Origin of the sequence: Bremerella volcania (assembly GCF_007748115.1) — a bacterium.
GTDB classification, from domain to species: Bacteria; Planctomycetota; Planctomycetia; order Pirellulales; family Pirellulaceae; genus Bremerella; species Bremerella volcania.
The window spans coordinates 5172790-5194506 of the sequence record NZ_CP036289.1 but is presented as its reverse complement, the minus strand read 5'-3'; the positions used below and the strand labels follow the sequence as shown (position 1 = coordinate 5194506).

At 56.5% G+C, this 21717-nt stretch carries 19 protein-coding genes; 7 read left to right on the top strand and 12 right to left on the bottom strand.

Features of this window, described 5'->3' with window-relative positions; genetic code table 11:
- Nucleotides 1-412: 412 nt before the first annotated feature.
- Nucleotides 413-1846: a bifunctional folylpolyglutamate synthase/dihydrofolate synthase gene (locus Pan97_RS20650; protein ID WP_144975926.1), complete on the top strand. Its 1434-nt coding sequence runs from the start codon at nt 413-415 to the stop codon at nt 1844-1846.
- Here Pan97_RS20650 and Pan97_RS20645 read toward each other — a convergent pair whose 3' ends face one another.
- A complete protein-coding gene (locus tag Pan97_RS20645; protein WP_144975924.1) occupies nt 1847-3589 on the bottom strand; it encodes an adenylate/guanylate cyclase domain-containing protein in 1743 nt (580 codons plus the stop codon).
- A gap of 13 nt (nt 3590-3602) precedes the next feature.
- Nucleotides 3603-5804, bottom strand: a complete 2202-nt coding sequence (locus Pan97_RS20640; RefSeq protein ID WP_165698879.1) for a serine/threonine protein kinase — start codon at nt 5802-5804, stop codon at nt 3603-3605.
- Between the two features lie 160 nt (nt 5805-5964).
- Here Pan97_RS20640 and Pan97_RS20635 point away from each other — a divergent pair, with 160 nt between their 5' ends.
- The 3 genes from Pan97_RS20635 (at nt 5965) to Pan97_RS20625 (ending at nt 9205) form a co-directional block, all read left to right on the top strand.
- Nucleotides 5965-7191, top strand: a complete 1227-nt coding sequence (locus Pan97_RS20635) for an amidohydrolase family protein (RefSeq protein ID WP_144975905.1) — start codon at nt 5965-5967, stop codon at nt 7189-7191.
- A gap of 167 nt (nt 7192-7358) precedes the next feature.
- Entirely contained in the window at nt 7359-8465 is a 1107-nt protein-coding gene (locus Pan97_RS20630) for a lipid-binding SYLF domain-containing protein (protein WP_165698878.1), read from the top strand.
- A gap of 119 nt (nt 8466-8584) precedes the next feature.
- On the top strand, nt 8585-9205 hold the full coding sequence (locus Pan97_RS20625) for a macro domain-containing protein (RefSeq protein ID WP_144975902.1): 621 nt from the start codon (nt 8585-8587) through the stop codon (nt 9203-9205).
- On the opposite strand, the gene Pan97_RS20620 is transcribed toward Pan97_RS20625, so the two are convergent.
- Nucleotides 9202-9603: a secondary thiamine-phosphate synthase enzyme YjbQ gene (locus Pan97_RS20620; protein ID WP_449240247.1), complete on the bottom strand. Its 402-nt coding sequence runs from the start codon at nt 9601-9603 to the stop codon at nt 9202-9204. The two genes, Pan97_RS20625 and Pan97_RS20620, sit on opposite strands and share 4 nt — an antisense overlap.
- Before the next feature lie 718 nt (nt 9604-10321).
- Between Pan97_RS20620 and Pan97_RS20615 the strand changes: the two genes are divergently transcribed.
- Nucleotides 10322-10546 (top strand): hypothetical protein, encoded by a 225-nt coding sequence (locus Pan97_RS20615; RefSeq protein ID WP_105349539.1) that lies wholly within the window; start codon nt 10322-10324, stop codon nt 10544-10546.
- Nucleotides 10547-10876: 330 nt separating this feature from the next.
- Here Pan97_RS20615 and Pan97_RS20610 read toward each other — a convergent pair whose 3' ends face one another.
- From Pan97_RS20610 to Pan97_RS20585, 6 genes are all read right to left on the bottom strand, one after another.
- Nucleotides 10877-11122, bottom strand: coding sequence for a carbon storage regulator (locus Pan97_RS20610; protein ID WP_144975899.1), 246 nt, complete (start codon nt 11120-11122; stop codon nt 10877-10879).
- Nucleotides 11123-11218: 96 nt separating this feature from the next.
- Nucleotides 11219-11512: a hypothetical protein gene (locus tag Pan97_RS20605; protein ID WP_105349541.1), complete on the bottom strand. Its 294-nt coding sequence runs from the start codon at nt 11510-11512 to the stop codon at nt 11219-11221.
- Nucleotides 11513-11759: 247 nt separating this feature from the next.
- Entirely contained in the window at nt 11760-12698 is a 939-nt protein-coding gene (locus tag Pan97_RS20600; protein ID WP_165698877.1) for a DUF6807 domain-containing protein, read from the bottom strand.
- 101 nt (nt 12699-12799) lie between these two features.
- Nucleotides 12800-13570: a hypothetical protein gene (locus Pan97_RS20595; protein WP_144975896.1), complete on the bottom strand. Its 771-nt coding sequence runs from the start codon at nt 13568-13570 to the stop codon at nt 12800-12802.
- Nucleotides 13571-13667: 97 nt separating this feature from the next.
- Entirely contained in the window at nt 13668-14690 is a 1023-nt protein-coding gene (locus tag Pan97_RS20590; protein WP_144975894.1) for an endonuclease V, read from the bottom strand.
- 18 nt (nt 14691-14708) lie between these two features.
- On the bottom strand, nt 14709-15116 hold the full coding sequence (locus Pan97_RS20585; RefSeq protein ID WP_144975892.1) for a VanZ family protein: 408 nt from the start codon (nt 15114-15116) through the stop codon (nt 14709-14711).
- 169 nt (nt 15117-15285) lie between these two features.
- Here Pan97_RS20585 and Pan97_RS20580 point away from each other — a divergent pair, with 169 nt between their 5' ends.
- Both Pan97_RS20580 and Pan97_RS20575 read left to right on the top strand, forming a co-directional pair.
- Nucleotides 15286-16242, top strand: a complete 957-nt coding sequence (locus Pan97_RS20580; protein WP_144975890.1) for a GDP-mannose 4,6-dehydratase — start codon at nt 15286-15288, stop codon at nt 16240-16242.
- A 96-nt stretch (nt 16243-16338) separates the two neighbouring features.
- Complete coding sequence (locus tag Pan97_RS20575) at nt 16339-16980, top strand: 3-keto-disaccharide hydrolase (RefSeq protein ID WP_144975889.1); 642 nt, start codon at nt 16339-16341, stop codon at nt 16978-16980.
- A 212-nt stretch (nt 16981-17192) separates the two neighbouring features.
- On the opposite strand, the gene Pan97_RS20570 is transcribed toward Pan97_RS20575, so the two are convergent.
- The 3 genes from Pan97_RS20570 to Pan97_RS20560 all read right to left on the bottom strand — a co-directional run bounded on the left by Pan97_RS20570 (nt 17193) and on the right by Pan97_RS20560 (nt 21671).
- Complete coding sequence (locus Pan97_RS20570; RefSeq protein ID WP_144970136.1) at nt 17193-18320, bottom strand: ISAs1 family transposase; 1128 nt, start codon at nt 18318-18320, stop codon at nt 17193-17195.
- Nucleotides 18321-19601: 1281 nt separating this feature from the next.
- Nucleotides 19602-20084 (bottom strand): DUF2262 domain-containing protein, encoded by a 483-nt coding sequence (locus Pan97_RS20565; protein WP_144975887.1) that lies wholly within the window; start codon nt 20082-20084, stop codon nt 19602-19604.
- 51 nt (nt 20085-20135) lie between these two features.
- On the bottom strand, nt 20136-21671 hold the full coding sequence (locus tag Pan97_RS20560) for a YifB family Mg chelatase-like AAA ATPase (RefSeq protein WP_144975885.1): 1536 nt from the start codon (nt 21669-21671) through the stop codon (nt 20136-20138).
- Nucleotides 21672-21717: the final 46 nt, after the last annotated feature.

Here is a 21717-nt window from a genome sequence, read left to right as displayed (position 1 = left end):
GGCACGCTTACTCTGCTAGCAAAAATTTCTTGGGATAATCTGTAACTGCTTTCCCGTGCATGGTTTGCGTTTTTCTCGAAAAGTTTATTGGTCGAATTGGCACGCCTAGTGCTTTACTTCCAAACAAGCTCGTACGAAATGTTCCCCCGAACGTCATCGTGCAACCTCCAACTTCTCGTTTCGTCTGTCCAACGAAACGAGCCCCCGTTGAAAGCAAAAACGTCCGTCTCCTGACTCAGGCCGGTTCACCCCGCAGTGAACCGGCCTTTTTTTTTGTTCTTGATTCTCGTATCCAGTTTTCTGTTTTCAGCAGGGGAACAGTCGATGCCGGTGGGGGCGTATCGCTTTTTCGTTAAGATATGGGTGGTTATTGCTTCCATTGCCCGCTTACGCTTCCGAGAAAGTCACCTCGTTGGACGCCAGCCAAGTTGATTCTGATTCGCCCCAGTACCAGGAGGCCCTGGACTGGTTGTTCCAGCGGATCAATTACGAGCGCACCACCGACATCCCTTACCGATCGAGGAACTTCAAGCTCGATCGGATGCAGGCCTTCCTGCAGCGGCTGGGCAATCCGCAAGACCGCCTGAAGATCGTGCACGTGGCCGGCACCAAGGGAAAGGGTTCGACCTCGGCGTTTCTTTCCAACATTCTGTGGAAAGCTGGCTACCACGTGGGGCGATTCACCTCACCCCACTTGGAACGTCTGGAAGAACGCTATTGGCTCGATGGCGACAGTTGCAGCGATCACGACATTGTCCAATTGGTCGACGCCATCCGACCGGTCGTGGCCCAGATGGATGAGAATGCCAGTGTGGAAGATCGCCTGACGTTCTTCGAGATCACCACGGCCATGAGCTTTCTGCTGTTCGCCGAGCGTGACGTCGATTTTGCGGTGATTGAAGTAGGTCTCGGCGGCAGGCTTGATTCGACCAATGTGTGCCAACCTCAACTGTGCATCATTACCAGCATCAGCCGCGATCACACCGCCCTGCTGGGAAACACGTTGGCGGAAATCGCCGGTGAGAAGGCCGGGATCATCAAACCAGGCGTCCCGGTCATCAGCGGAGTGATGGCCCCGGAAGCTCAAAAGGTGATTGCCGACGTCGCGGCACACAGTCATGCGACCCTCGATCAACTCGATGATCAGTTTACCAGCGTTCCGCTGTCAGACTGTTGGCAGCAGACCGATGCCGCGGGGCTCTTTCAGCAGGGGTTTGAATTTCAGTGGCAGGCAAGCGCCAGGCAGCAACTGACGATCAGCGTGAAAGGGGACCACCAGGTCGCCAATGCCGGTCTGGCGGTGGCAGCCGTCGAGAAGCTGCGCGAGCAGGGGCACGAGATTTCGCCGGAAGCCTTGCAGGAAGGCCTGAAGACGACCCAGCTACCTGCCCGAATCGAGTGTTTATCCGAGCAACCGGTGGTCATTGTCGACGCTGCCCACAACGATGCGTCCGCCGAGGCGCTGGTCAGCGTGCTGCAGAAGCATTTCCCCGATCGACGGCGTCACCTGGTGTTCGCCTCCAGCGGCGATAAGGATCATGCCGCGGTCCTCTCGCAACTGTTGGGCGTGTTCCAGCAGGTGTGGTTCACCAAGTATGGCTTCAGCAGCCGGGCCGCCAGTCCGCAGCAGCTTTTGAAAGTGATCGACTCGATTGAGTACGACCCTTCGCTGCCCATTCATACCACGGAAGAAGCCAAGGTCGCATTCCATGAAGCCCTGGCCGCGATGGACAAGGAAGATGTCTTGGTCGTGACCGGCTCGTTCTTTATCGCGGCCGAGTTCAAGCGTTTCTGGCGCGAGATTGGTGCGAATACGCAAGCGGCGACTTCCCCGGCGACACGGTAGCTACTTGGTGTGCCGGTGGATCGTGCCGTTCCAGTCAGTTGGGCAGCGGTTCTCGTGTTCTTGCACGAACTGCAATAGGAGGTTTCTGGGACCAAACGGTGCGGGAAGCGATTCGAGCATCGGAATCGCTTGAGCCCAGTGCCCTTCCTCGAACTGGATGAGTGCCTGCGAGAACATCGGCAGCCAGGTGAGTTCGCCGGAATTGACCGTGAATAGCTGCGTCGCCTGACGCAGCCCCGACAAGCGAAAGCTTCCCAGGCGTAAGAACGTATTGGGAGGCATCGACGGATGGCTCTGCAACTGGGTGACGGCCTGTTCGTCTAACAGAAGGGGAATGCCCAGATGTTTGGTCATTCCTTCAATTCGCGATGCCAGGTTTACCGGAGGACCAAACGCGGTCACTTTGACTTGATCGCGACTTCCGATCATGCCCGCGACGGCCTGGCCGGCGGCGATGCCAATGCCGGCTTTGGCAGGCGCCTCGCTGCAGAGGAATTCGGTTCCGGCCAATGCCTGGACGATTTCCCAGGCAGCTTGGATGCAGCCCAGGGGGTTTTCGGATGCTGCCACCGGCCAGCCCCAAAAGCCCATCACCGCGTCTCCATGGAAGTCGCCAATGACTCCCTGTTGGGCCAGGATTGCCGAGGTAATGATCGAAAGCGTTTCGCTAGTCTGATGCAGGTAAGGAATCAGCCGGTCGATGTTCTCTTCGGTCGCGGCCGAGAAGCCCCGCAGATCGCAAAACAGGACCATCAGTCCCGCCTCGCGCGGAGCCAGGTAACTATCGATATCGCTCGAAACATGATCCAGAAGGCCCGGCGTAAAGAACTGATTCAGCTGTGACTGCCGGCGCTCCAGAGCCATGTTGCGCGAAAGGTTGGCGAACGTCGAGCCGACCAGTTCGGCAAACTTAATGTCGTCCTGCAGGATCTCGACCTCGGTCAGATTTCCCTCAAGCCGTGCTCGCTTGCCCGAGATGTACAGCGCCGCCACCTGATGCAGCTTGATCTCCAGCGGAATACACATCGCCCAATCGTGCCCGGCGATTTGCGTGAAGTTAGCATCGGCCGGATCAGGTTCGTTGGGCCAGACATGCAACACGCACATCTCTGAGCTGGTGGCGTTTTCGATCAGGCTTTGGCTCGATCCGCCGGGCGTCGAGACACCGTCGCGGCTATCCCAGGCAATCGGCGTGAAGCTCTGCGAGTTCTCGTATTTCGTTTGCTCGAGCAACTGGACGTCGGTCGCGTGGGGTATCCCATGCAAGAGCTGCTGCAGGGTGATGGTAATCAGCTGGTCGTGGTCGGTCGAAGCGGTCATCTTCGAGACCAACTCGGTCAACAGTTCGATACGGCCAGGCGTCTTCCGGAAGGAGGTGCGGCGGATCTCTTCCGGGCGAATCGTGACTTCCGTGCGAGGACTGCGATGGGGCAGCGGCATCGTCGGCTCGGAGTCTTCCAGCAGGAATTCGGTATGCCCGATCACGAAGTGCTGGCCTGGATCGAGCATGAACGAGATCCGCGGACGTGAGTCGAAGAAGATGGGATTGGCCGCTTCTTCAAACTTGCGGATTTCCAGCTGCACGCCGTTCCAGTTCAGCTGAGCGTGCTTGGAAGAGATTTGCTTGTCCCAGCCAATCGGGAATTTGGGGGTCGTACGTCCCAGGACAAATGGCTGATTGGGAACCAATCGTCGACGCCATCGCTGCGAGGAGAGCGTGTCTCGGGCGAACAATTCAGCCATTCTGGCCCCTGATTTATGATTTGGTACCCGTCTTGGCCGGCGCGATGATGGTCGTCAATTCATGCGGTGGAATAACACTGCTTGTGTCGCCGATGGCCATGGCTCCGACTTTCACGCGACGCAGAGCCCTTACCACAAAATACCATAGCGTCAGGACCACGAGAATAATCAGGCTGGCAGCCAGGATTGCCTGGCGCGAAAGTTGATCGCCAAGCTCGTAGATCGGTTTCACCGCGAATCGATGGTCTTCCTGCACCACGACCACCAGGCCGGTGTCTCCCGGGTCGTCTTCGTTTTTTTGACTTCGATGAGGGAGCGACACACGCTTGGCGGCGAAGATCCACGATTTGTCGTACTCTTTTCCTAACTCGTCGCGGCCGATGGGGTCCTGGCCAACGACTGGAACCCCGGCTTCAAACTTGCCGAGCTTCACGCGGTACTTGTCCTCTTCCGAGAAGCGGATCGGAACGATATCGCCCCCTTCAAGCAGCTTGTCGAACAGGGGATGCTGCAGGATGACGCCTTGCGTGGGGGCATCGCGTCCATCGACCAGCACCGCAAACTGATGTTCGGCCGGATCGAGACTCGTGAACTTGCCCACGTCAATCGACATGGCCACGATCCCCACGACTTTCCCCTGAGAACGCAGGGGGGTCGACATGGCGACCTTCCATGTGCCAGAGGCCGTGCTGAGAAACACTGCCGAGAGGTGCGTATCTTGAATCGGCTTGGGGGTGGGATCGGTCGGCGCGAGATCGGAGCTACCCCCTTGGAAATACGTTCGATAGCCGAAATAGCCCCCAATTGGCGAGACAGATGGATCCGAGTCGAACGACGAGGCGATATGGAATCCCTGGGCATCAGTCACGAACCAACTGGCCGTATTCTTCTGCGAAGGAAGCTCGAACTGGGCGCGGATCCGCTGCTGCAGGGGCTGTCGTTTTGGATGCGATTGAAACGCGAGACGTTCTGGCGTTTGGTTCGATCCGGTGGCCCGTTCCGCATGAAGCTTATCCAGTAGCTCACTCAGCTGCGGATCGTCGATCGTGTTTAAGTAAAGGTCAATGAACTCGGGATCGGCCGCGAGACGCTCCACCTCTTTGAATCGGTCTTCGATCGCATTGGAAACGTTAGTTGCCGCCAACTCGGCAGCGAATCGGTTGCTTTCGTACGTCTTGGCAATCATGGCGTTTTCGCTGGTGCGCATGACGGCCTTGTAGTTCTGCCAGCCGAAGAACAAGCCAATGGTCAGCAAAATCGCCGGGCCCAGGATCCCCAGCATGATCAACGGGCGACGGTAACGATTGCGTTCGCGCTCATTGAGCGCATCGAAGATTTCCTGAACGTTGCGATATCGCTCGCGCGGGTTGACGGCGATGGCCCGATCGATGATCTGGATCAGTTCTCGGTCGATCCCTCGTATCTTTTTGTGCGCGTCTGGTGGAGGAGAAATCGCGATCACATGGCGGTATTTTTCCAGTCGATCGCGCAGCCCGGACGTCGAGTCAATTTGTCCGACACTGGAAGAAGAGCGAAACGGAGGCTCCCCGACGAGCATCGTATAGAGCAGTGCCCCCAGCGCGTAGACATCCCAGCGGACGTCTGGCGAGGCCTCGATGTCGGCTTGTTCCGGGGCCATGAAGAACAATGTGCCCAGGGCCGGCCGCTGATCGTTCGAGAGCCGCGATTGGCCGAAGTCGGCAATGCGAGCCTTGCCATCTTGATCGAGTAGGATATTGGCCGGCTTCAGATCACAATGGAAAATGCCTTTCCCATGTGCATGCAACAGACCAATGACCACGTCCTTGAATTTTTGGATCGCGTCCTCGACATCCATGGCTCCACCCCGCCGCAGGAGATCTTCCAGCGAACCATTGGGGAGATATTCCATGACATAGTAGGGAGGTTCCGCGTTCCAACCTACTTCCAGCAATTGGACCACGTAGCGATCGGCCGAGAGGAAGACGAGCTTTTCGACTTCCGCCGCGATCAGGCTTTCGTCCAGGGCCCCACGATGGTGGTAGATTTTGATGGCGACCCGGCGGCCTGTGTTTTGGTCGGTGGCGACCCAGACCTCGCCATAGGCTCCTCGCCCCAGCAACGAATCCATGTCGTAGCCAGGTATGTCGCAAGGGGGGCGTCCCTTGGGGCGGCTCAAATGTTTCGCCGCACTTAGCTGCCCCGGAGTTTGTCGTTGCGTTTCGTCCAGGCTCATAACATTACAAGAGTTCGAAGATTGGGTCGATCGCCACATTTTACGGCTTAAATGCCTCCGTACCAATCGTTACTATCCCCCTTGCCGCCAGACAAGCAAAAATGCCTTGATAGGGTTATCCGCATCAGGCAAAAAAAGTTGACAACGAAAGGAAAGTTTCATGATCTGTCCCACTCACCATGTACGATCGCTGGTTTGGCTGCTGGTTGGTTTGGCCAGCAGCGTGAGCCTTGCTCAGGCCCAGACAGGCGAAGCAGACCCACCGTTGGATGGTGAAGATGGGCGGCCACTGGCCATCGGCGAGTTTCGCCCCGAGGCGACCCTGAAAGTTCGTCAGACGAATCTGACCCACGCCAAGTTCCCCGTGGTGGATGATCACACCCACTTTCGCTATCGCTTGAAGCATTCGCCTGAACAACTAGACGACTTCGTCGAGGTGATGGATCGCAATAATATCGCGTTATGCGTGAGTCTCGACGGAAAGCTGGGGGACGAATTCGATGCCCACGCCAAATACCTGTGGACCAAGTACCCCGATCGGTTTCTGATTTACGCGAACATCGACTGGCAGGGGGAGGGGGACCCGGACAAGCCTGAGACATGGGCTTGCCAGCGGCCTGAGTTTGGTCGGCGAATGGCCCTGGAACTGGCCGAAGTGAAAAAGAAGGGAGCCAGCGGTCTCAAGCTCTTCAAGCAGTTCGGTCTGGGTTACCGAGATGCGGACGGCTCGCTTTTGAAAATCGATGATCCCCGCTGGGACCCGATCTGGGAAGCATGCGGCAAGCTTGGTCTGCCGGTGATCATTCATACGGCCGACCCGGTGGCTTTCTTCGAGCCGATCGACAAAACGAATGAACGCTGGGAAGAGCTCTCGCGCCATCCCGATTGGAGTTTCTACGGCGACAAGTTTCCCTCGTGCCAGCAGTTGCTGGCGGCGCGTAACCGCGTGATCGAGCGTCACCCCGAGACGATCTTCATCGGCGCACACATGGCGAATAACTCGGAGGACTTGGCCGTCGTCGCGCAGTGGTTGGACAAATATCCCAATCTTTACGTCGAGCCGGCGTCCCGTATTTCCGAACTGGGACGCCAGCCGTACACGTCGCGCGAGTTCGTGCTGAAGTATCAGGATCGGATTTTGTTCGGCACCGATGGTCCCTGGCCGGAAGAACGTTTGCACTACTACTGGCGGTTCTTCGAGACCTTTGACGAGTATTTCCCTTATTCCGAGAAAGTTCCGCCGCCGCAAGGGCTGTGGTGCATCTACGGGATCGGCTTGCCTGATGATGTTTTGAAGAAGATCTACCACGAAAACGCCGTGAAGGTGATCCCCGGCATCGAGTCGAAGTTGAAGAAGTACGTCGAGAAACAGGACGCCGCAAAGTAGCCGTAATGAACGGATCGGTCCGCGATTCGTACTACTTGATAGGAATCAGGCTCACTCATTCGTGGCAAATCGAGGTTTGTCCTTCGTGGCTGCTGCGATACATTGGGCAAACCCAGGCAGTTGCCTCACTGCTAGCAGCTGTCCACGTTCACGGAGGAGGATTGAAAATGACCCGGCACACATCGGTCGCGCTCGCGGCACTGACCCTTTCATTGCTTACCGCACATAGTGCCCTTGCCCAGCAAGGACGCGAAGACCTGATCGTACGTCAGTCGACCGGCGTCTTGAATGAGATCATGGCCATCCCGGCCAGCGGGATTCCTCAGTCGATGTTGGCCAAGGCGGAAGGAGTGGTCATCATCCCCAACATGATCAAGGGTGGCTTCGTTGTTGGAGTTCGTCACGGCCGCGGCGTCGTGCTGATTCGCGATGAAAACCGGGCCTGGCAGCCTCCCCAGTTCGTCACCATGACGGGCGGAAGCGTTGGTTGGCAAGCTGGCATTCAGGCCACCGACGTGGTCCTAGTGTTCATGACCCGCAACAGCATTCAGGGTCTGCTCAACGGCAAGTTCACCATCGGCGTCGATGCAGCCGCTGCCGCTGGGCCTGTCGGCCGAAATGCTTCTGCTGGGACCGATTTAACTCTGAAGAGCGAGATTTACTCGTATAGTCGCAGCCGTGGACTTTTCGTGGGAGCTTCGGTCGATGGAAGCTCGCTGCAGATAGATCCGGCCGCGAATCGGAACTACTACGCCAGCACCGGCCTCACCCCTACCGGACAGCCGGCAACCATTACGCCGGTGCTGCCGGCTTCGGCGGCGGAACTGCTGACGACGCTGACGAAGTATTCGGACAACGTCCTGGTCGAGCCGCAACAGGTCGGTGCCTATGAGGTTCCTCAGCAAGCCGTGGAACTGAACCCGGCCATGCCGCCGCAAAGCAGCATCAGCGTCGATCAGCTTCGCATGGAGTTAGCCGCCGCATCGAATCGACTGGGAAGCATGCTTGACGACCAGTGGAAAGCGTATCTCGGACTTCCCAAGCAGATCTACGAGCAAGGCCCGCACCCCAATCCGCAGATTCTGCAGGCTTGCATTGCTCGCTACGACCAGGTTGCCGGCAACGCCAATTACGCCCAGCTGACGCAACGTCCTGACTTCCAGCACGTGCATGGGCTTCTGATCACCTACACCGATGCTCTTTCCGCGATGGCTGCCGAAAACGGAGCGATCAAGCTGCCTCCGCCGCCGATGCAGGCACCAGCTCAGCCGTAGCCATCCTAAGCATTAAACAGAGATCATTACGAAGGAGGTCCGCCATAGGGACCTCTTTTTTGTTGGCTGAGTGAGAATTTGGCCCTACCGCGAAGCCGATCGCAGCGTAGAATCTGGACATGAATTCTCTTAACCTGTGGCTCGTCCATCCCGACGAGCAAATGTGCCAGGCATTTCGCGAGCGGTTTGCTGATTTGCCAAACGTCCAAGTCTTCGCCACTTACTTTGAAGACCTTCCGCCTCACGACTGTTTTGTGACCGCGGCAAACTCTTTCGGAATCATGAGTGCCGGGATCGATGCCGCAGTGGTTCGCTATTTCGGTGAACAACTAATGGAGCGAGTTCAGTTCCGGATCATGAACGAGTATCTCGGCGAGCAGCCGGTCGGAACAGCGTTTCTCGTCGAAACCGAGCACCCGGCCATCCCCTATGTCTGCCACGCTCCCACGATGCGGGTGCCTGGTGGAATCGATGGAACTGATAAGATCTATGCGGCGACCTGGGCAGCGTTTCTGGCCGTTTACAACCATAATGCCTCAAACGCTGAGAAGATCGAAACGATTGCTTTCCCAGCGTTTGGTGCCGGTTTCGGGGGTGTGGCTTATTCGGAAGTTGCCCGGCAAATGGCTGCTGCCTATCGCCATTTCCTCAATCCACCCCATCGCCTGGACTGGGACTGGGTCATCAGCCGGCAAAAAGGGATCTGCTACGACGGCAAGCAACAGGTCGTGAAGCACTAGCGGCGTTCGCCTTGGATGGTCAGCACTAAACGGCGACCGCTAGCACGGTTGCGGTGCTCGCAAAGATAGATCCCCTGCCAGGTACCCAGGTTCAAGCGCCCGTCGGTGATGGGAATGGTCAGGCTGTTGCCGATCATAGCCGCTTTGATGTGGGCAGGCATGTCGTCGGGGCCCTCGATCGTATGCACGTAAGGGAAATCCTCGGGGACGATCTTCGAAAAGCCCATTTCCAGGTCGACGCGCACGTCCGGGTCGGCGTTCTCGTTGATGCTAATGCTGGCTGACGTGTGCTGGATAAAGATATTCAGCAATCCGACCGAGATTTCGCGCAGTTCCGGCAGCTGCTGTTCGACTTCATGGGTCACCAGGTGGAAACCCCGCGAACGCGCTCGGAGCATGATTTCTTTTTGGATCCAGGTCATTTTGGCCCCCCAAGTGGACCGCTGGGCGAGGAAAATTTCAGAGCAAGGAAAAAAGTTTTGGCAAGGGGCCTTGCCGGTTAAACGATACAGCTTCACGGATCGGCCTAGTTTCGGCAACCCGTGCAGCGAACCACCAATGCAAGTTAAGTCTCCATTAACGAGAAGCTAAGGCTGGTCTGCCTGCAGGTTTTTGGAAGTTTTTTGCCTTTTGGCAAATCAAACATATCCTTTAGATCGGAAGGTACTGAGACGTTTGACCTTAGTAGGAAAAGTCGCCTTGCGGCAAGGCGCAGAAAATTCTATTGACACGTTAAGCGATCGATAAATAATCGTGTGCTTGATCAGACCTTGGGAGGATCCTTAAGGAAGATCAGCGACCAAATCTCAAGACACTGCGGCCCACAAAGAATTTATTGATTTTTAATGGTCGAAGTGGAGGTCGTCAGCACCGCAAGCCGAGAACTGTTTGGGTCTGGAGCCCTTAAGTTCGCTGCTTGAATGACCCCGGCGTCATGAAGCGGAAGCGGCAGCATGCTGTCTCACGAGCGAATGGATATTGCTCTCAATACCCGTAAAAGGTCATCCGGTAGTATTTACCGAGTTTGACCTTGATCGATACGAACCACCCGGCTGAGTAAGCCGTACCCGAATCACGCCTAGTGCGCCCCTGTTTGGAAAGTAGGTATTAATCAAGATGCAAAAGATCAAGAACGTTTTCGATGCCATCCTGAAGTTCGGCCACGATGAAGACTTTGTCCCTGATGCTGGTGATGAGTTTATCCCGACCGACGCTCCTGCTGGCTCAGAAGCTAAGATTGAAGTTCTTCGCCGCCGCGTCGAGCAAGGTCTGCCACTGTGGCACGACGAAGACCGTTGCGATTACTCCGGTTTGACGGGTGCCATCCGTCCTCGCGAGTAAACTCAGCGAGAACGTATCGGATGATACAGGATGAATGAGGGGTGGACTATACCCCTCATTTTTTATGCGCTGATGCGATGTCCAAGGTTGATTCTCAATGCTCGCACGTCTCGTAGGATGGCTACCAGCGTTATGGCGGACGGCCATCATTTCGTCCGCCTGACGCACCAAACTGGGACGATGGCATTCGCTCGTGTCAGGCTGTAGCCACCCTACGTGTTCTGCAATCATGCCCGTCGCCGGCATGATGTGAGCGTTTCCACGATCATGCGTAGCGACCTGGTTTGCCTCGCCTGCGTCCAAGTCGCTATCGCCTTGCATGGAATCGCTCTAGGCCGCGATCCGCATCGGTTTAGTAACCGGCTGGTTGATTTCCTGCGTGAAAACCAGCGTGATGCGTTCTTCTTCTTCGGCCTCAATCTGATCGTGCAACTCCAACTCGTCGCGCAGAATCAGCAAATTCGAAGGGGCTTGAATTCCCAGGCGAACCTTGTCGGCACCGACTTTAACGACGGTGATCAAGATCTCTTCGCCGAGTCGAAGCTTCTCACCTTCCTTGCGGGAGAGCACTAGCATATGAATAAACCTCCATGTTTATGCGGTTCTAAGATGAAATGTTGATCCAGCGATCCTGTGACGTTCGGCCAATCCATTGACCGAGGCTCCTGAATATCAGGCAGCCACCTGCAAGGCGGAAGCACTCGACAGTTGTGTTCTGAGGAACCGTTCGCCACTGGCTCCATAGAACAAAATCGTGTTGGTATCCGTTTCCCAGATCGCCGTGCATTTGACGCTGCGTGGTCCATGCAAGCAAAAATAGATCCCACAAGGATCTTGTGCCCGCACGATGACACGCTCGGTCATGGGGAATACGCCCGGCTCTAGTTGTTCTTTGTCACATAGAATCTGGTAAATGTACTGCCGAAGGTGTTCCAGCTGAGTGAAACACGGGGATTCAGCGGCCATAGGTTGGGGATGCTCCGTATCTATCCGGCCACATCTCAATCGCCATCGAGAGTAGGCTGGTTGGGTAACTTGGGTTAAGTGTTTGCAAAGTTAGGTATCGGCAGTGTGCGCGTCAAAGTTTGACATAGATAGACTAGGAAGTATGGGAAATTTGATTGTTGTGCGCAAGCAAAAAGCCCAGGCAACAGAATTGCCTGGGCTTTGATCTATTTCCGCAGAATTTGAGAGAAATACGCGCTGTTACGTCCTACTTTTTGACCTTCTCGTAGCGAGCAAAAGCAGCGGTGATGTTGGCATCTTCGGTCGTCCCTTCGTGCAGCAGAACGCGATAGCGAAGGTTCATCGACTTGCCAGGCTCAATCGTGTGGTCGCCTGACTCGACGTTCTTACCGACGAAGTCATGGATGCCAAAAGGATTCGCGGCGAACAGTCCGTACGTGCGAACGTGCCAGTAGGTCGGATAACCATAGCTGGAGGGGTGATTCATGATCGTGATGCCGACTGTCTTGTCCTTCACCGGGCCGTAGTAATCGACCCACGAAGACTTCTTGCCCCATGCATCTTTATTCTTCTGACCGCTGTCGTTGACGATGGTGCCCCCCTTCTTGGCGTCGACTTTCATCGTCCCAGGGACACGAATACCGAACGCCCCTTCCTTAGTATCGCCAAAGGTGACCGGCTCGTCCCCGGCGGTAACGGTGATGTCGAAATCAAAGTACTGACGCCCTTCGTCTTGGCCGAACGTGATGCTGCGGCGATCGCGGCAAAGGACCTTGCCCTCAGGCGTTTCCCAGCGGTTGAGCGACACGATCTGGGCGTTCTCGCCGTCGGTGACCTTCTCGAATTTTTCGTGAATGATCTGACCGCCGACCCCTTCTTTTTCCAGCCAGAAGTCGGTTCCGTTGACGTTGCCGTGGGTGAACCAGACGCTGCGATGGTGCGGATGATCGTCTCGTTCGCTTTCGCCGACCGACTCGATCGGATAACGACGCGTCATCGGCAGGCCGTCAGGGCCTAGAAGGGGATAGAGAATCGGCTTCGCGCCGCTCTTGATCAGGTAACGAGTCAGTAACTTGCCGTCGTAATGAACGGTCAAGCCGTCGTCCTCTTGGACGATTTCATACGTTTCAGCGAAACAGGCAGACGAAAAGCCAAGCAGCAATAGAATGCTAAACAGACGGATCATGCGCGGCATATCCTTCGAAATCAGGTGGGATGGGGGAACAGTCAAACTCTAGAGAACTGTTCTCATCTTACCTGAGAGATATTCCGCAATCCAGCAACCCACTACTTTTGGGCGGTGGAGAACGCTGGTTTCACGTATTGATCGAACGAAACGGCCTTGGCTTTCGCCAGATCGGTCTCGATCGACTCGATCAGCTTGGCGTCTTCTTCCTGTAGCTTCCAGCGGTATTCATGCGTGCTGCGAAGAGAGATGCTTTTGGTGGGGTCAGCGTGGCGGATCGTCTTGCGAACTTCGGCCGGAACCGCTTCTTTGGCGCGGATCTGGTTGTTCAGTTCGATGCGTGCCTGGGGCAAATCGCCGCCGGCACAGATGAAATTCAACATCGAAGACCAATCGCAGAAACGCGCGTAGTCGTCGACCGCCGGCTGATTTTGGATCTTGTTCAGGTCCGCTTCGTAGGTCAGCGGATCGCCGGCCAGCTTCAGCACCTGGGTTTGGGGATCGTAACTGGCCTCGAACTTGGGATTGCGAAGGAACGTCCACAGCGGGCCTTCGGGGAAATTCGCATGCGACTTGAAATAGGCCGAGTGCTGCAGCACATCCTGGATGGTCAGCGTGAGTTTGACTTGTCGCTGCGGATCGAGCAACGTGATTTGTCCCGAGTCATAATCGATGATCGTGGCCTGCCGCGGTGGCGTGGTGACCACGTCGTAGACCTTCGCCCCTTTAAAAACCGTCTCATAGGTGACGGCAGGGATCCGGGCATTGCCCCGGAAGATCTGCGAGGTCACTTCAAAGTCAGCTGCGGCACTCACGCACACGAAAGAAGCCCAGGCGGTCAAGACGGCGGTCGAAAGCGATGCAGTTTTCACGGGTTCGATCAGCTCGGCGAAAGAGTCGTACTGGTGGGAAAGCTACGATTGCCGCGAACCATACCTAAACCATGGGCCTGAGGTCCAGATGAATCGCTTACCGCGTGCTAGCAAGCTGGCGGCTTTCGCGATCGGCCCAATAGATCGGCTCCGGCAAGCGATGCCCTGCCAGGCAGCGATCGACGACCTCTTTCATCGACGTGTCATCGATACCAAAGCCGCGCGAAACGTAGATCGGGTGCTTCGTCTTGGTGTGCGGCATGATGGCGTAACCGAGGATCTCGTCAGGCGCATCTTGAGAAGCGATAATCGGTTCCCACTTGCCAACTTTCAGCTCCGGAGCCTGGACGACGCCGCAAATAAGCTTCTTGGCCACCCCTATCGTCGGGATGCCGGTGAGTCCCCCCAACATCGTCGCGATTCCCATCCGTCGCGGATGCAGCCGCCCGTTGCCATCGACCAGCAGCACGTCTGGCAACTTGCCGGCGGCCTGCATTTCCGCCAACAGATGCAGATGCAGAGGGATCTCGCGAAACGCCAGGTAGCCGGTGATATAGGGGAACTTCGCTTCGCCAGTACAAGTGTGCGTACCGATCTTCGTTTGCCCGTCGGCCTGCATACGAGCACAGGCCGATATGGCTTGCTCCTTCCCATACGAGACGTCGATCCCACCGATCGATTTGACGTTAGAAAGGTGGAACGCCTGTTCTCCCGGGCAAGCAAAATCACGCTGCCAGGCTTTTAGCTTCGAGAGGGACGCAACCATCGGCGGCAATTGGAGACGGTGCGTTTCCAGGTCGATAGTGCCGCGGTTGATCACCACCCCTTCGCCACGCAGCAGCTGCGTCTTCGTTTCGCTGCTGCCAGAGCAGTGCAGACCAATTTCCCCGGTCGATCGCACGACACGATGCGAGAGATCGGCCACGCCGCAGGCCGGATCAAGCAGATAGGTCGCCACCCAGCGGCTCGCGGCCGAATCGCCCAGTGATTTCGCCAGGTCGCCATAGGTGGTCACCGAGCCAGGCGGGATCGCACGCACCAGCTGATCGACCTGGCCGATGATGCTGGGAATTCCCGCGGCGAACGCGTCAGCAACTTCGCTAAGATCAAGGTGGGCCATCCGGGGCAGACTCTAGCTTCAGGGGGACTCGCTAGCAGAAAGTTCCTCACTCCCACGACCGCCTCGCACCAAGCCATACAGCGAGATCCCCACGACCGCCCCAAACGTGTCGGCCACAAGATCCAGCGGGTCGGCCGTTCGACCAGCGACGAACAACTGGGTCAACTCGTCGAACATGCCTACCCCCACCAGGGCCAGGGCGACGGTGACTGCCAGCAGAAGCGACCAGCGATAGTTCCAGGCCGTCGCCGCGAAGAGGGCCGTGATGGCCAGAATGGCGTAGATGCCTGCATGGACGAACTTATCGACGTGCGGAAACAAGGGATCGTTATCCGGCTCCATCGGCCAGTGCGTTGCCGTGAAAGCGATCGCCCATAGTCCAAACAGGACGAGTGTGGCTATCAGGGGCACTTTTCGCAGCGACATCAAATGCTTTCCCGGCGGATGGAAACAAGGAGTCTTCAGACTAATCGACGCCTCAGGCACCCACAACCACGTTGTGTCTTGCGAGAATCGCCCCGAATTGAGTATCGTTTGTAGCGATTATAGGTTCTGGGCAATTTTCCTGTTCGTACGCACAACCCCCAACTAGCGCATGGCCATTCTTATTACCGGCGGAGCCGGTTTCATTGGTAGTCACCTGACGCAGATCCTTCTGAAGCAGTCGGACGCCAAGCTCGTCACGATCGACAACTTCAACGACTACTACGATCCGGCGCTAAAGCGAGAAAACGTGAAGCCGGTGGCCAACGAGCCGCGCGTAACCCTGATCGAAGGGGACTTCTGCGACTCGGCCGCGATGAAGCGGCTGTTCGACGAGCACGATATCGATCAGGTGGTCCACCTGGGCGCGATGGCTGGCGTGCGGATCAGCGTGCAGAAGCCTGAGATGTACCAGCAAGCCAACGTCGCCGGGACCTTGAGTCTCTTGGAAGCTGCCCGGCATCATCCGGTGAAGCGGTTTCTGCTGGCGTCGTCTTCCACCGTATATGGCAAAGGGGCTGGCGTTCCGTTTCGGGAAGATGCCCCGCTAGGGATTCCGGCCAGTCCGTACGGCGCCACGAAGCGGGCCGCCGAACTGTTGTGCCTGACCTATCATCAGCTGCACGGCGTGCCGGCGGCGTGCCTGCGTCCGTTCAGCGTGTATGGACCGCGGCTGCGGCCTGACCTGGCCCTGACCATTTTCGCCAAGGCCGTCCACGAAGGGACCCCGATTCCCTTGTTCGGCGACGGCAGCATCCGCCGCGACTTCACCCACGTAAGCGACATCTGCCAAGGTTTGATTGTCGCACTCACGGCGGAAGGGGTCGTGGGGCAAGAGATTAACCTGGGGCACAGCGACCCGATCGAGATGCGGCGCCTGATCGAGCTTCTCGAAAAGTCGTTCGGCAAGAAGGCCGTCATCGACTATCAGCCCGAGCGGCCTGAGGACCTGCCGATCACCTACGCCAACCTCGAAAAAGCAGAGAAGCTGCTGGGATACGGCCCGAAGGTGCTGATCGAGGACGGCATCCAGGAATACGTCGATTGGTTCCGCAGCTGGCACGGCTAATGGAATCGGCGTGAGCGGCTTGGTACCCTAATAGGGTCCGCGGTGCGGACGCGAAAACCGTTTCGATCAACCATCGCCACCCAAGTAACCCACGCCATGCGCACCATCACCCCCGCTCTCGCCCTGTTGGCTCTCCTTCTGTTGGCCCTGCCGATTTTGGCCGAGGAAGCCCCAGAGAAGCCGAAGACCAAGTCTCTGTTCGATGGCAAGAGCCTCGAGCACTTCGAGGTCCCGCAGTTCGGCGGGGAAGGGGCCGTTGAGGTCAAAGACGGCGTGATCACCATGGGGCAAGGGGCGATGCTGACCGGCATTACCTACAAGCGTGATGACTTCCCGAAAACCAATTACGAGCTGACCTGGGAAGCCCGGCGCACGATGGGCATCGACTTCTTCGCCGCCGCCACGTTCCCCGTGAAAGACAGCCACTGCAGCTTCATCCCCGGCGGCTGGGGCGGAGCAGTCGTCGGCCTGAGCAACATCAACGGCGAAGACGCCTCGGAAAACGAAACGACTACCTACATCGCCTTCAAAGACGACCAGTGGTACCAATTCAAAGTCCGCGTGACCGATAAAAAAATCGAAGCCTGGATCGACGAAAAAAAGGTGATCGACGCGAAGATTGAGGGGAAGAAGATCTCGACGCGGAACGAGGTGGACCTATCGCACCCGATGGGTTTTGCGGCTTGGCAGAGTTCGGCGGAGATTCGGAAGATTGAGCTGCGTGTTTTGGGGGAGTAGGGGGGAGGCCTACGGAAAACGGGCATATGAAACTCTTCGCCGGAATAATCTCCCCTTCTCTTTTCTTTCTCCTTCAGATTGTTGTTGGCTTAGGGGATGTCACCTAAAAGCAAGATGGTTATCGACGGGCGATTAATTGGATGACATCGTCCAGGTGATCATCATTAGATTGAATCGCCTTAGGGATTACCGCACGGCGATTGCACCATAACTCACCGTCCCAGCAGGACTTCCATGCGGTAGTCATCGCCCCAGCCGCATTTTAATCGTTTGTTCTTCACGCCGACCTTGGCTGTCTTGTTGTTCTTCAGCAGGCTCAGGCTCGTCCTTCGTAGCAGGCTAAAGTTGGCGTCGGCGTGCCCTTTGCGGATGCGAGATTGATCTTCACCGAACGTCACGTCCAGTTGCCAGTGCAGGCTGTTTTCAATGCCCCAATGACCGCGAACGGCCTCGGCGAAACGCTTGCCGGAAAGGTACTTGCTCAGGATATAGTATCGCACCTCGCTCGTCTCGTTCCCGCCTTGCTTCACGATATTGATCGTCATCCCGATCGCCCTCAAGTTCGACCAACGATCTCGTGTGATGATCTCGTCGTTCACAGGGCAGATATAATAGGAACGCGACTCCTCGCGACCATGCCCTTTCTCGTGCGTTTCGTGACGGTGTACTTTGGCTCGCTTGAAATTGCTTTCCTGCTGCGCGACAAAAAAATCTTCGATCGAATCGTGGAGGGTCGGCTGATTGCGCTTCACGGCCAGGCAATAATCGGCTCCCTGGTCGACGATCTTCTGAGCGATGTCCTGTTGGCAACCTTGAGCGTCAATCGTCACTAAACTGCCGGAAACCTCGACGATTTCAAGCAGTTTGGGAATGGCGGTGATCTCGTTGCTCTTCGCGTCGGTTACTACCTGGCCGAGACTCACATGATTGGCAGTCGCCCAGGCACTGACCATGTGAATGGCCGCCTTGCTGCTGGCCTTGTCGAAACTCCGCCGCAGCGTCTTGCCGTCAATCGCGATGATCTGCCCGTCGGTGATTTCGTGTAAGGCGGTGATCCAAGTCAGCAAACACTTCTCAAACTCAGCCGGATTCAGCGAAGCCAAGATCGCATTAAAGCGATCGTGCGAAGGGATGCCGGAACTCAAATCAAGGAACTTACCCAGCCACTCCTTCTTCATCTCGGCCCAGTCGGCGATAGCCACAAAATCATCCGCCCCACTCATCACCGCACACAGCGCGATGGTCACGATATTCGTTAACGGATAAGTCACCTTGCGAGTCCGCGGATCGGTCAGATCGGCAAAGCACTCTTGAAGGGAAACAGGCGAACGTGACGACATGAGAAAGGCACCTGAGAACACCGGATCAGGCCGCGACAACCTCCGTCACAAAATCGCCTGACCGCCATTGCCTCAGTGTCGCAGATAACCCATCATGGCGCAATCGCCGTGGGGATTACCGGACTAAGGTATATTCGAATAATTAGTGTTCCCCAAACAAGCCATTGTAGACCAACGAATGCGTATAGAAATATTTCAGCTACCTGTTTGACAGTTTCGTTTTGGTCTAAATATCTAGCAAATGGAATGGCGAGAGATATTAATATTAAAGGTATTGTTATGATACTCGGTACAACGTAGTGCTTTCGCCGAAGACTATTAGGTGCTTGAACAATTTCTCCGCCTCGAATCTTTCCCGTTGCGTTTAGAAGACCATTGCTTCTCGCCGTATGAAACACTCGGATTTCCGCACCCTCGTTTTCGTTAAGATGGTCAAAGCTAACGCTTATCTGCTTCCGATCCTGAGATCGTTGGACACAAACTGCGTTCCCCTCATGGCTTTGTCTAATGACGCTACACGAGAGGATTTCAGCGTCTTCTTCTGCCTGTATTTTTAGGCTACCATTTTTTGCGAAATCCGCTTTTGTGATATCGGAATTCTGGCACCAAATCCAGAATGTGGTGACGGAGACATTCTGTAGCGTTTCGCCAATACCCTTGAACGATATTGAGATGTCAGGAAATGAATCGGACTTCTCGTGGATCAAGTTGAGATGTCTAGATGTAACAAACAGCCGTTTTCTTGCTTTGCTGGGATTGAACCAAAGGTAGATCGCTGTTAGTGATGTGATGACGGTTACTGCCATACTGAAAATGGTGATTAACGTACCGTATTGTTCTAGTATCTGTTCCATTTTTGTGGCGAACGAAGGTATATTTAAGAGGTGCGACAAACCTATGTGGTATGCACTGTCAGTCGAAAAGTGTCGAAGCCATGAAAGGGCCTGTGAGACCAGCAGAAACAATCTATTGACGTCTGCGCATCCAATCCGATAGGGGCGACCAAGGGAAGTCCCGGAATTCGTGGCAAAATGGCTGGCAGAGGCATTCGATTTAGGGCGCAGACATCAATAACATTGACCGTGACACCGGCGATTCATTATAGCGAACAGAGTGTCCCATCTCACCCCACCAAACTCCGATCCAACATCCAATCGTTAATCGCTTCGCAAACATGATCCGCCAAAATCACCGTGGCCGATTCCAAATCAACAATCGTTCTCGCTAGAAACAGAAGAGCCCCACGTCCCCCTCTTTTTCTGTCCAACTGGCCAACGAAACTTATCCCGGCATGTCATGATCGACGATGCGGTTTCTTTCGGCCATGAAGAGCTGCAGACCGTGCCCTGCGAATGCGTTGCCGGCCTCGAACCAGAAAGTTGCTCTTGGTTCGGGATGCGTGGTGACGAAGCGAAGCTTAAGTTTGGAAAGTAGTTGATCGAGGGCGAATGGCTTTTTGCCTGGTCGGAACGTTTCGTTGTACGAAGGGAAAATCTTCTTGGCGATGTAATTCTGCATTTTGATTTCTATCGCCGGGAAATTCTCGACGATGCGACGTGCCCGCAGGATGCAGGGACCAAGTTTCCCCTCGGCGTCCGTATAAAGATCCATGGTGACCGTGCGCCCACTGAGTTTGACCTTTCCCTGGAACTCGACCGTCTGGTCGAGGGCCGTCGAGAAGACAAGCTTACCCAGGACACGATCATTGATCACATCCGCAAGAGGTGTGGTCCTCTTGGTGTTGCTTGCTTTTTTCTGGGGCATGACGGGGCTTCCTCTAGGAATGATTGGTTTCAAGGGACATGTCGGATCGTTCTACCCCACCAAACTCCGATCCAACATCCGATAGTTTATTGCCTCGCAAACGTGATCCGCCGAGATCACCGTGGCCGATTCCAAGTCGGCGATCGTTCTCGCCAGGCGCAAGATCTTATCGTACGCCCTGGCACTGAGCCCGAAGTTGCTGATGCTTTGCTTCATCAGCGTCGCCCCTTCTTCTTCCACGTGGCAGAACTTGCGGACTTCGCGGCTGCTCATTTGGGCGTTGTAGCGGGTGCGGCTACCGACGAAACGGCGGGTTTGGATTTTGCGGGCCGCGATGACCATCTCCTTCAGTTCGGTGCTGCTGGTGCCATCGGTCTGGCTGGCCAGTTCCTGGTAGGGGACCGCCGGGACTTCGATCTGGATGTCGATCCGGTCGAGCAAAGGACCGGAGATCTTCCCGACGTATTTCTCGACCTGGGGAACGGTGCAGCGGCAATCGCGACGGGGGTCGTTGCGGAAACCGCACGGGCACGGATTCATCGCCGCGACCAGCATGAAGTCGGCCGGGAAGGTGACGCTACGCAAGGCCCGGCTGATGGTGACCTGCCGATCTTCCAGCGGCTGCCGCATCAGTTCCAGCGTGCGGCGATTGAACTCCGGCAGTTCGTCCAGAAACAGGATGCCGTTGTGCGACAGGCTGATCTCGCCAGGGGCCGGGTTGCTGCCGCCTCCGACGAGGCCAGCCTCGGAGATCGTATGATGCGGCGAACGAAACGGACGGGTCGCCAGCAGCGGCTGGTTGGTGGCCAGGCGGCCGGTGGCGCTGTAGATGCGGGTCGTTTCGACCGATTCAATCGGCGTCAGTTCGGGCAGGATCGTTCGGACTCGCTTGGCGACCATCGTCTTGCCCGAGCCAGGCGGCCCGACGAGCAGAAGATTGTGCATCCCGGCCGCGGCGATCGTAGCGGCTCGTTTGGCGAGTTCCTGGCCGCGAACGTCGGCGAAGTCGACTTCGTAGGTGGAGTGCTCTTCCAGCAAGGCGTGGATTTGCGGTGGGACCGGTTCGATATCGAGCTGGCCCGAAAGGAAGCCGACCGCTTCGGTCAGGCTGGCGACCGGGATGACCTCGATCCCTTCCACGACGGCCGCCTCCCGGGCATTTTCGGCCGGCACGATGATGCCCCGCAGCTGCTGTTTTTCGGTTTCCATTGCCTTGGAAAGAATGCCGCGGATGGGACGCGTGTTGCCGTCGAGTGCCAGTTCGCCGACGATGGCGTAATCGCTGAGCCGATCGCTGACGAGTTGACCGCTGCCCAGCAGAATGCCCAGCGTGATGGGCAAGTCGAACGAAGCGGCGTTCTTGGGAAGTTCGGCCGGAGCCAGGTTGATCACCACGCGATCCCGCGGGCAGAAGAAGCCGGAGTTGACGATGGCCCGTTCGATGCGGTGGACGCTCTCTTTCACCGCCGCTTCCGGCAGGCCGACCAGAACCGTTTTGGGAAGTGCCGTGGGGGAAACGTCGACTTCGACTTCCACGGGAATCGCATCGATGCCGGCCATCGAGTAGGTGCGTAGTTGAGCCAGCATGCCGAATTCCTTGTCGTCGCCATTGGATGGACTGCTTGGAGGTGTC

Bases quoted from the DNA above. Each gene is read 5' to 3' on its own strand.
- Pan97_RS20645 (WP_144975924.1), bottom strand. From the start codon at position 3,589: ATGGCTGAATTGTTCGCCCGAGACACGCTCTCCTCGCAGCGATGGCGT.
- Pan97_RS20640 (WP_165698879.1), bottom strand. From the start codon at position 5,804: ATGAGCCTGGACGAAACGCAACGACAAACTCCGGGGCAGCTAAGTGCG.
- Pan97_RS20635 (WP_144975905.1), top strand. From the start codon at position 5,965: ATGATCTGTCCCACTCACCATGTACGATCGCTGGTTTGGCTGCTGGTT.
- Pan97_RS20630 (WP_165698878.1), top strand. From the start codon at position 7,359: ATGACCCGGCACACATCGGTCGCGCTCGCGGCACTGACCCTTTCATTG.
- Pan97_RS20625 (WP_144975902.1), top strand. From the start codon at position 8,585: ATGAATTCTCTTAACCTGTGGCTCGTCCATCCCGACGAGCAAATGTGC.
- Pan97_RS20620 (WP_449240247.1), bottom strand. From the start codon at position 9,603: ATGCTCCGAGCGCGTTCGCGGGGTTTCCACCTGGTGACCCATGAAGTC.
- Pan97_RS20615 (WP_105349539.1), top strand. From the start codon at position 10,322: ATGCAAAAGATCAAGAACGTTTTCGATGCCATCCTGAAGTTCGGCCAC.
- Pan97_RS20610 (WP_144975899.1), bottom strand. From the start codon at position 11,122: ATGCTAGTGCTCTCCCGCAAGGAAGGTGAGAAGCTTCGACTCGGCGAA.
- Pan97_RS20605 (WP_105349541.1), bottom strand. From the start codon at position 11,512: ATGGCCGCTGAATCCCCGTGTTTCACTCAGCTGGAACACCTTCGGCAG.
- Pan97_RS20600 (WP_165698877.1), bottom strand. From the start codon at position 12,698: ATGATCCGTCTGTTTAGCATTCTATTGCTGCTTGGCTTTTCGTCTGCC.
- Pan97_RS20590 (WP_144975894.1), bottom strand. From the start codon at position 14,690: ATGGCCCACCTTGATCTTAGCGAAGTTGCTGACGCGTTCGCCGCGGGA.
- Pan97_RS20585 (WP_144975892.1), bottom strand. From the start codon at position 15,116: ATGTCGCTGCGAAAAGTGCCCCTGATAGCCACACTCGTCCTGTTTGGA.
- Pan97_RS20580 (WP_144975890.1), top strand. From the start codon at position 15,286: ATGGCCATTCTTATTACCGGCGGAGCCGGTTTCATTGGTAGTCACCTG.
- Pan97_RS20575 (WP_144975889.1), top strand. From the start codon at position 16,339: ATGCGCACCATCACCCCCGCTCTCGCCCTGTTGGCTCTCCTTCTGTTG.
- Pan97_RS20570 (WP_144970136.1), bottom strand. From the start codon at position 18,320: ATGTCGTCACGTTCGCCTGTTTCCCTTCAAGAGTGCTTTGCCGATCTG.
- Pan97_RS20565 (WP_144975887.1), bottom strand. From the start codon at position 20,084: ATGCCCCAGAAAAAAGCAAGCAACACCAAGAGGACCACACCTCTTGCG.
- Pan97_RS20560 (WP_144975885.1), bottom strand. From the start codon at position 21,671: ATGCTGGCTCAACTACGCACCTACTCGATGGCCGGCATCGATGCGATT.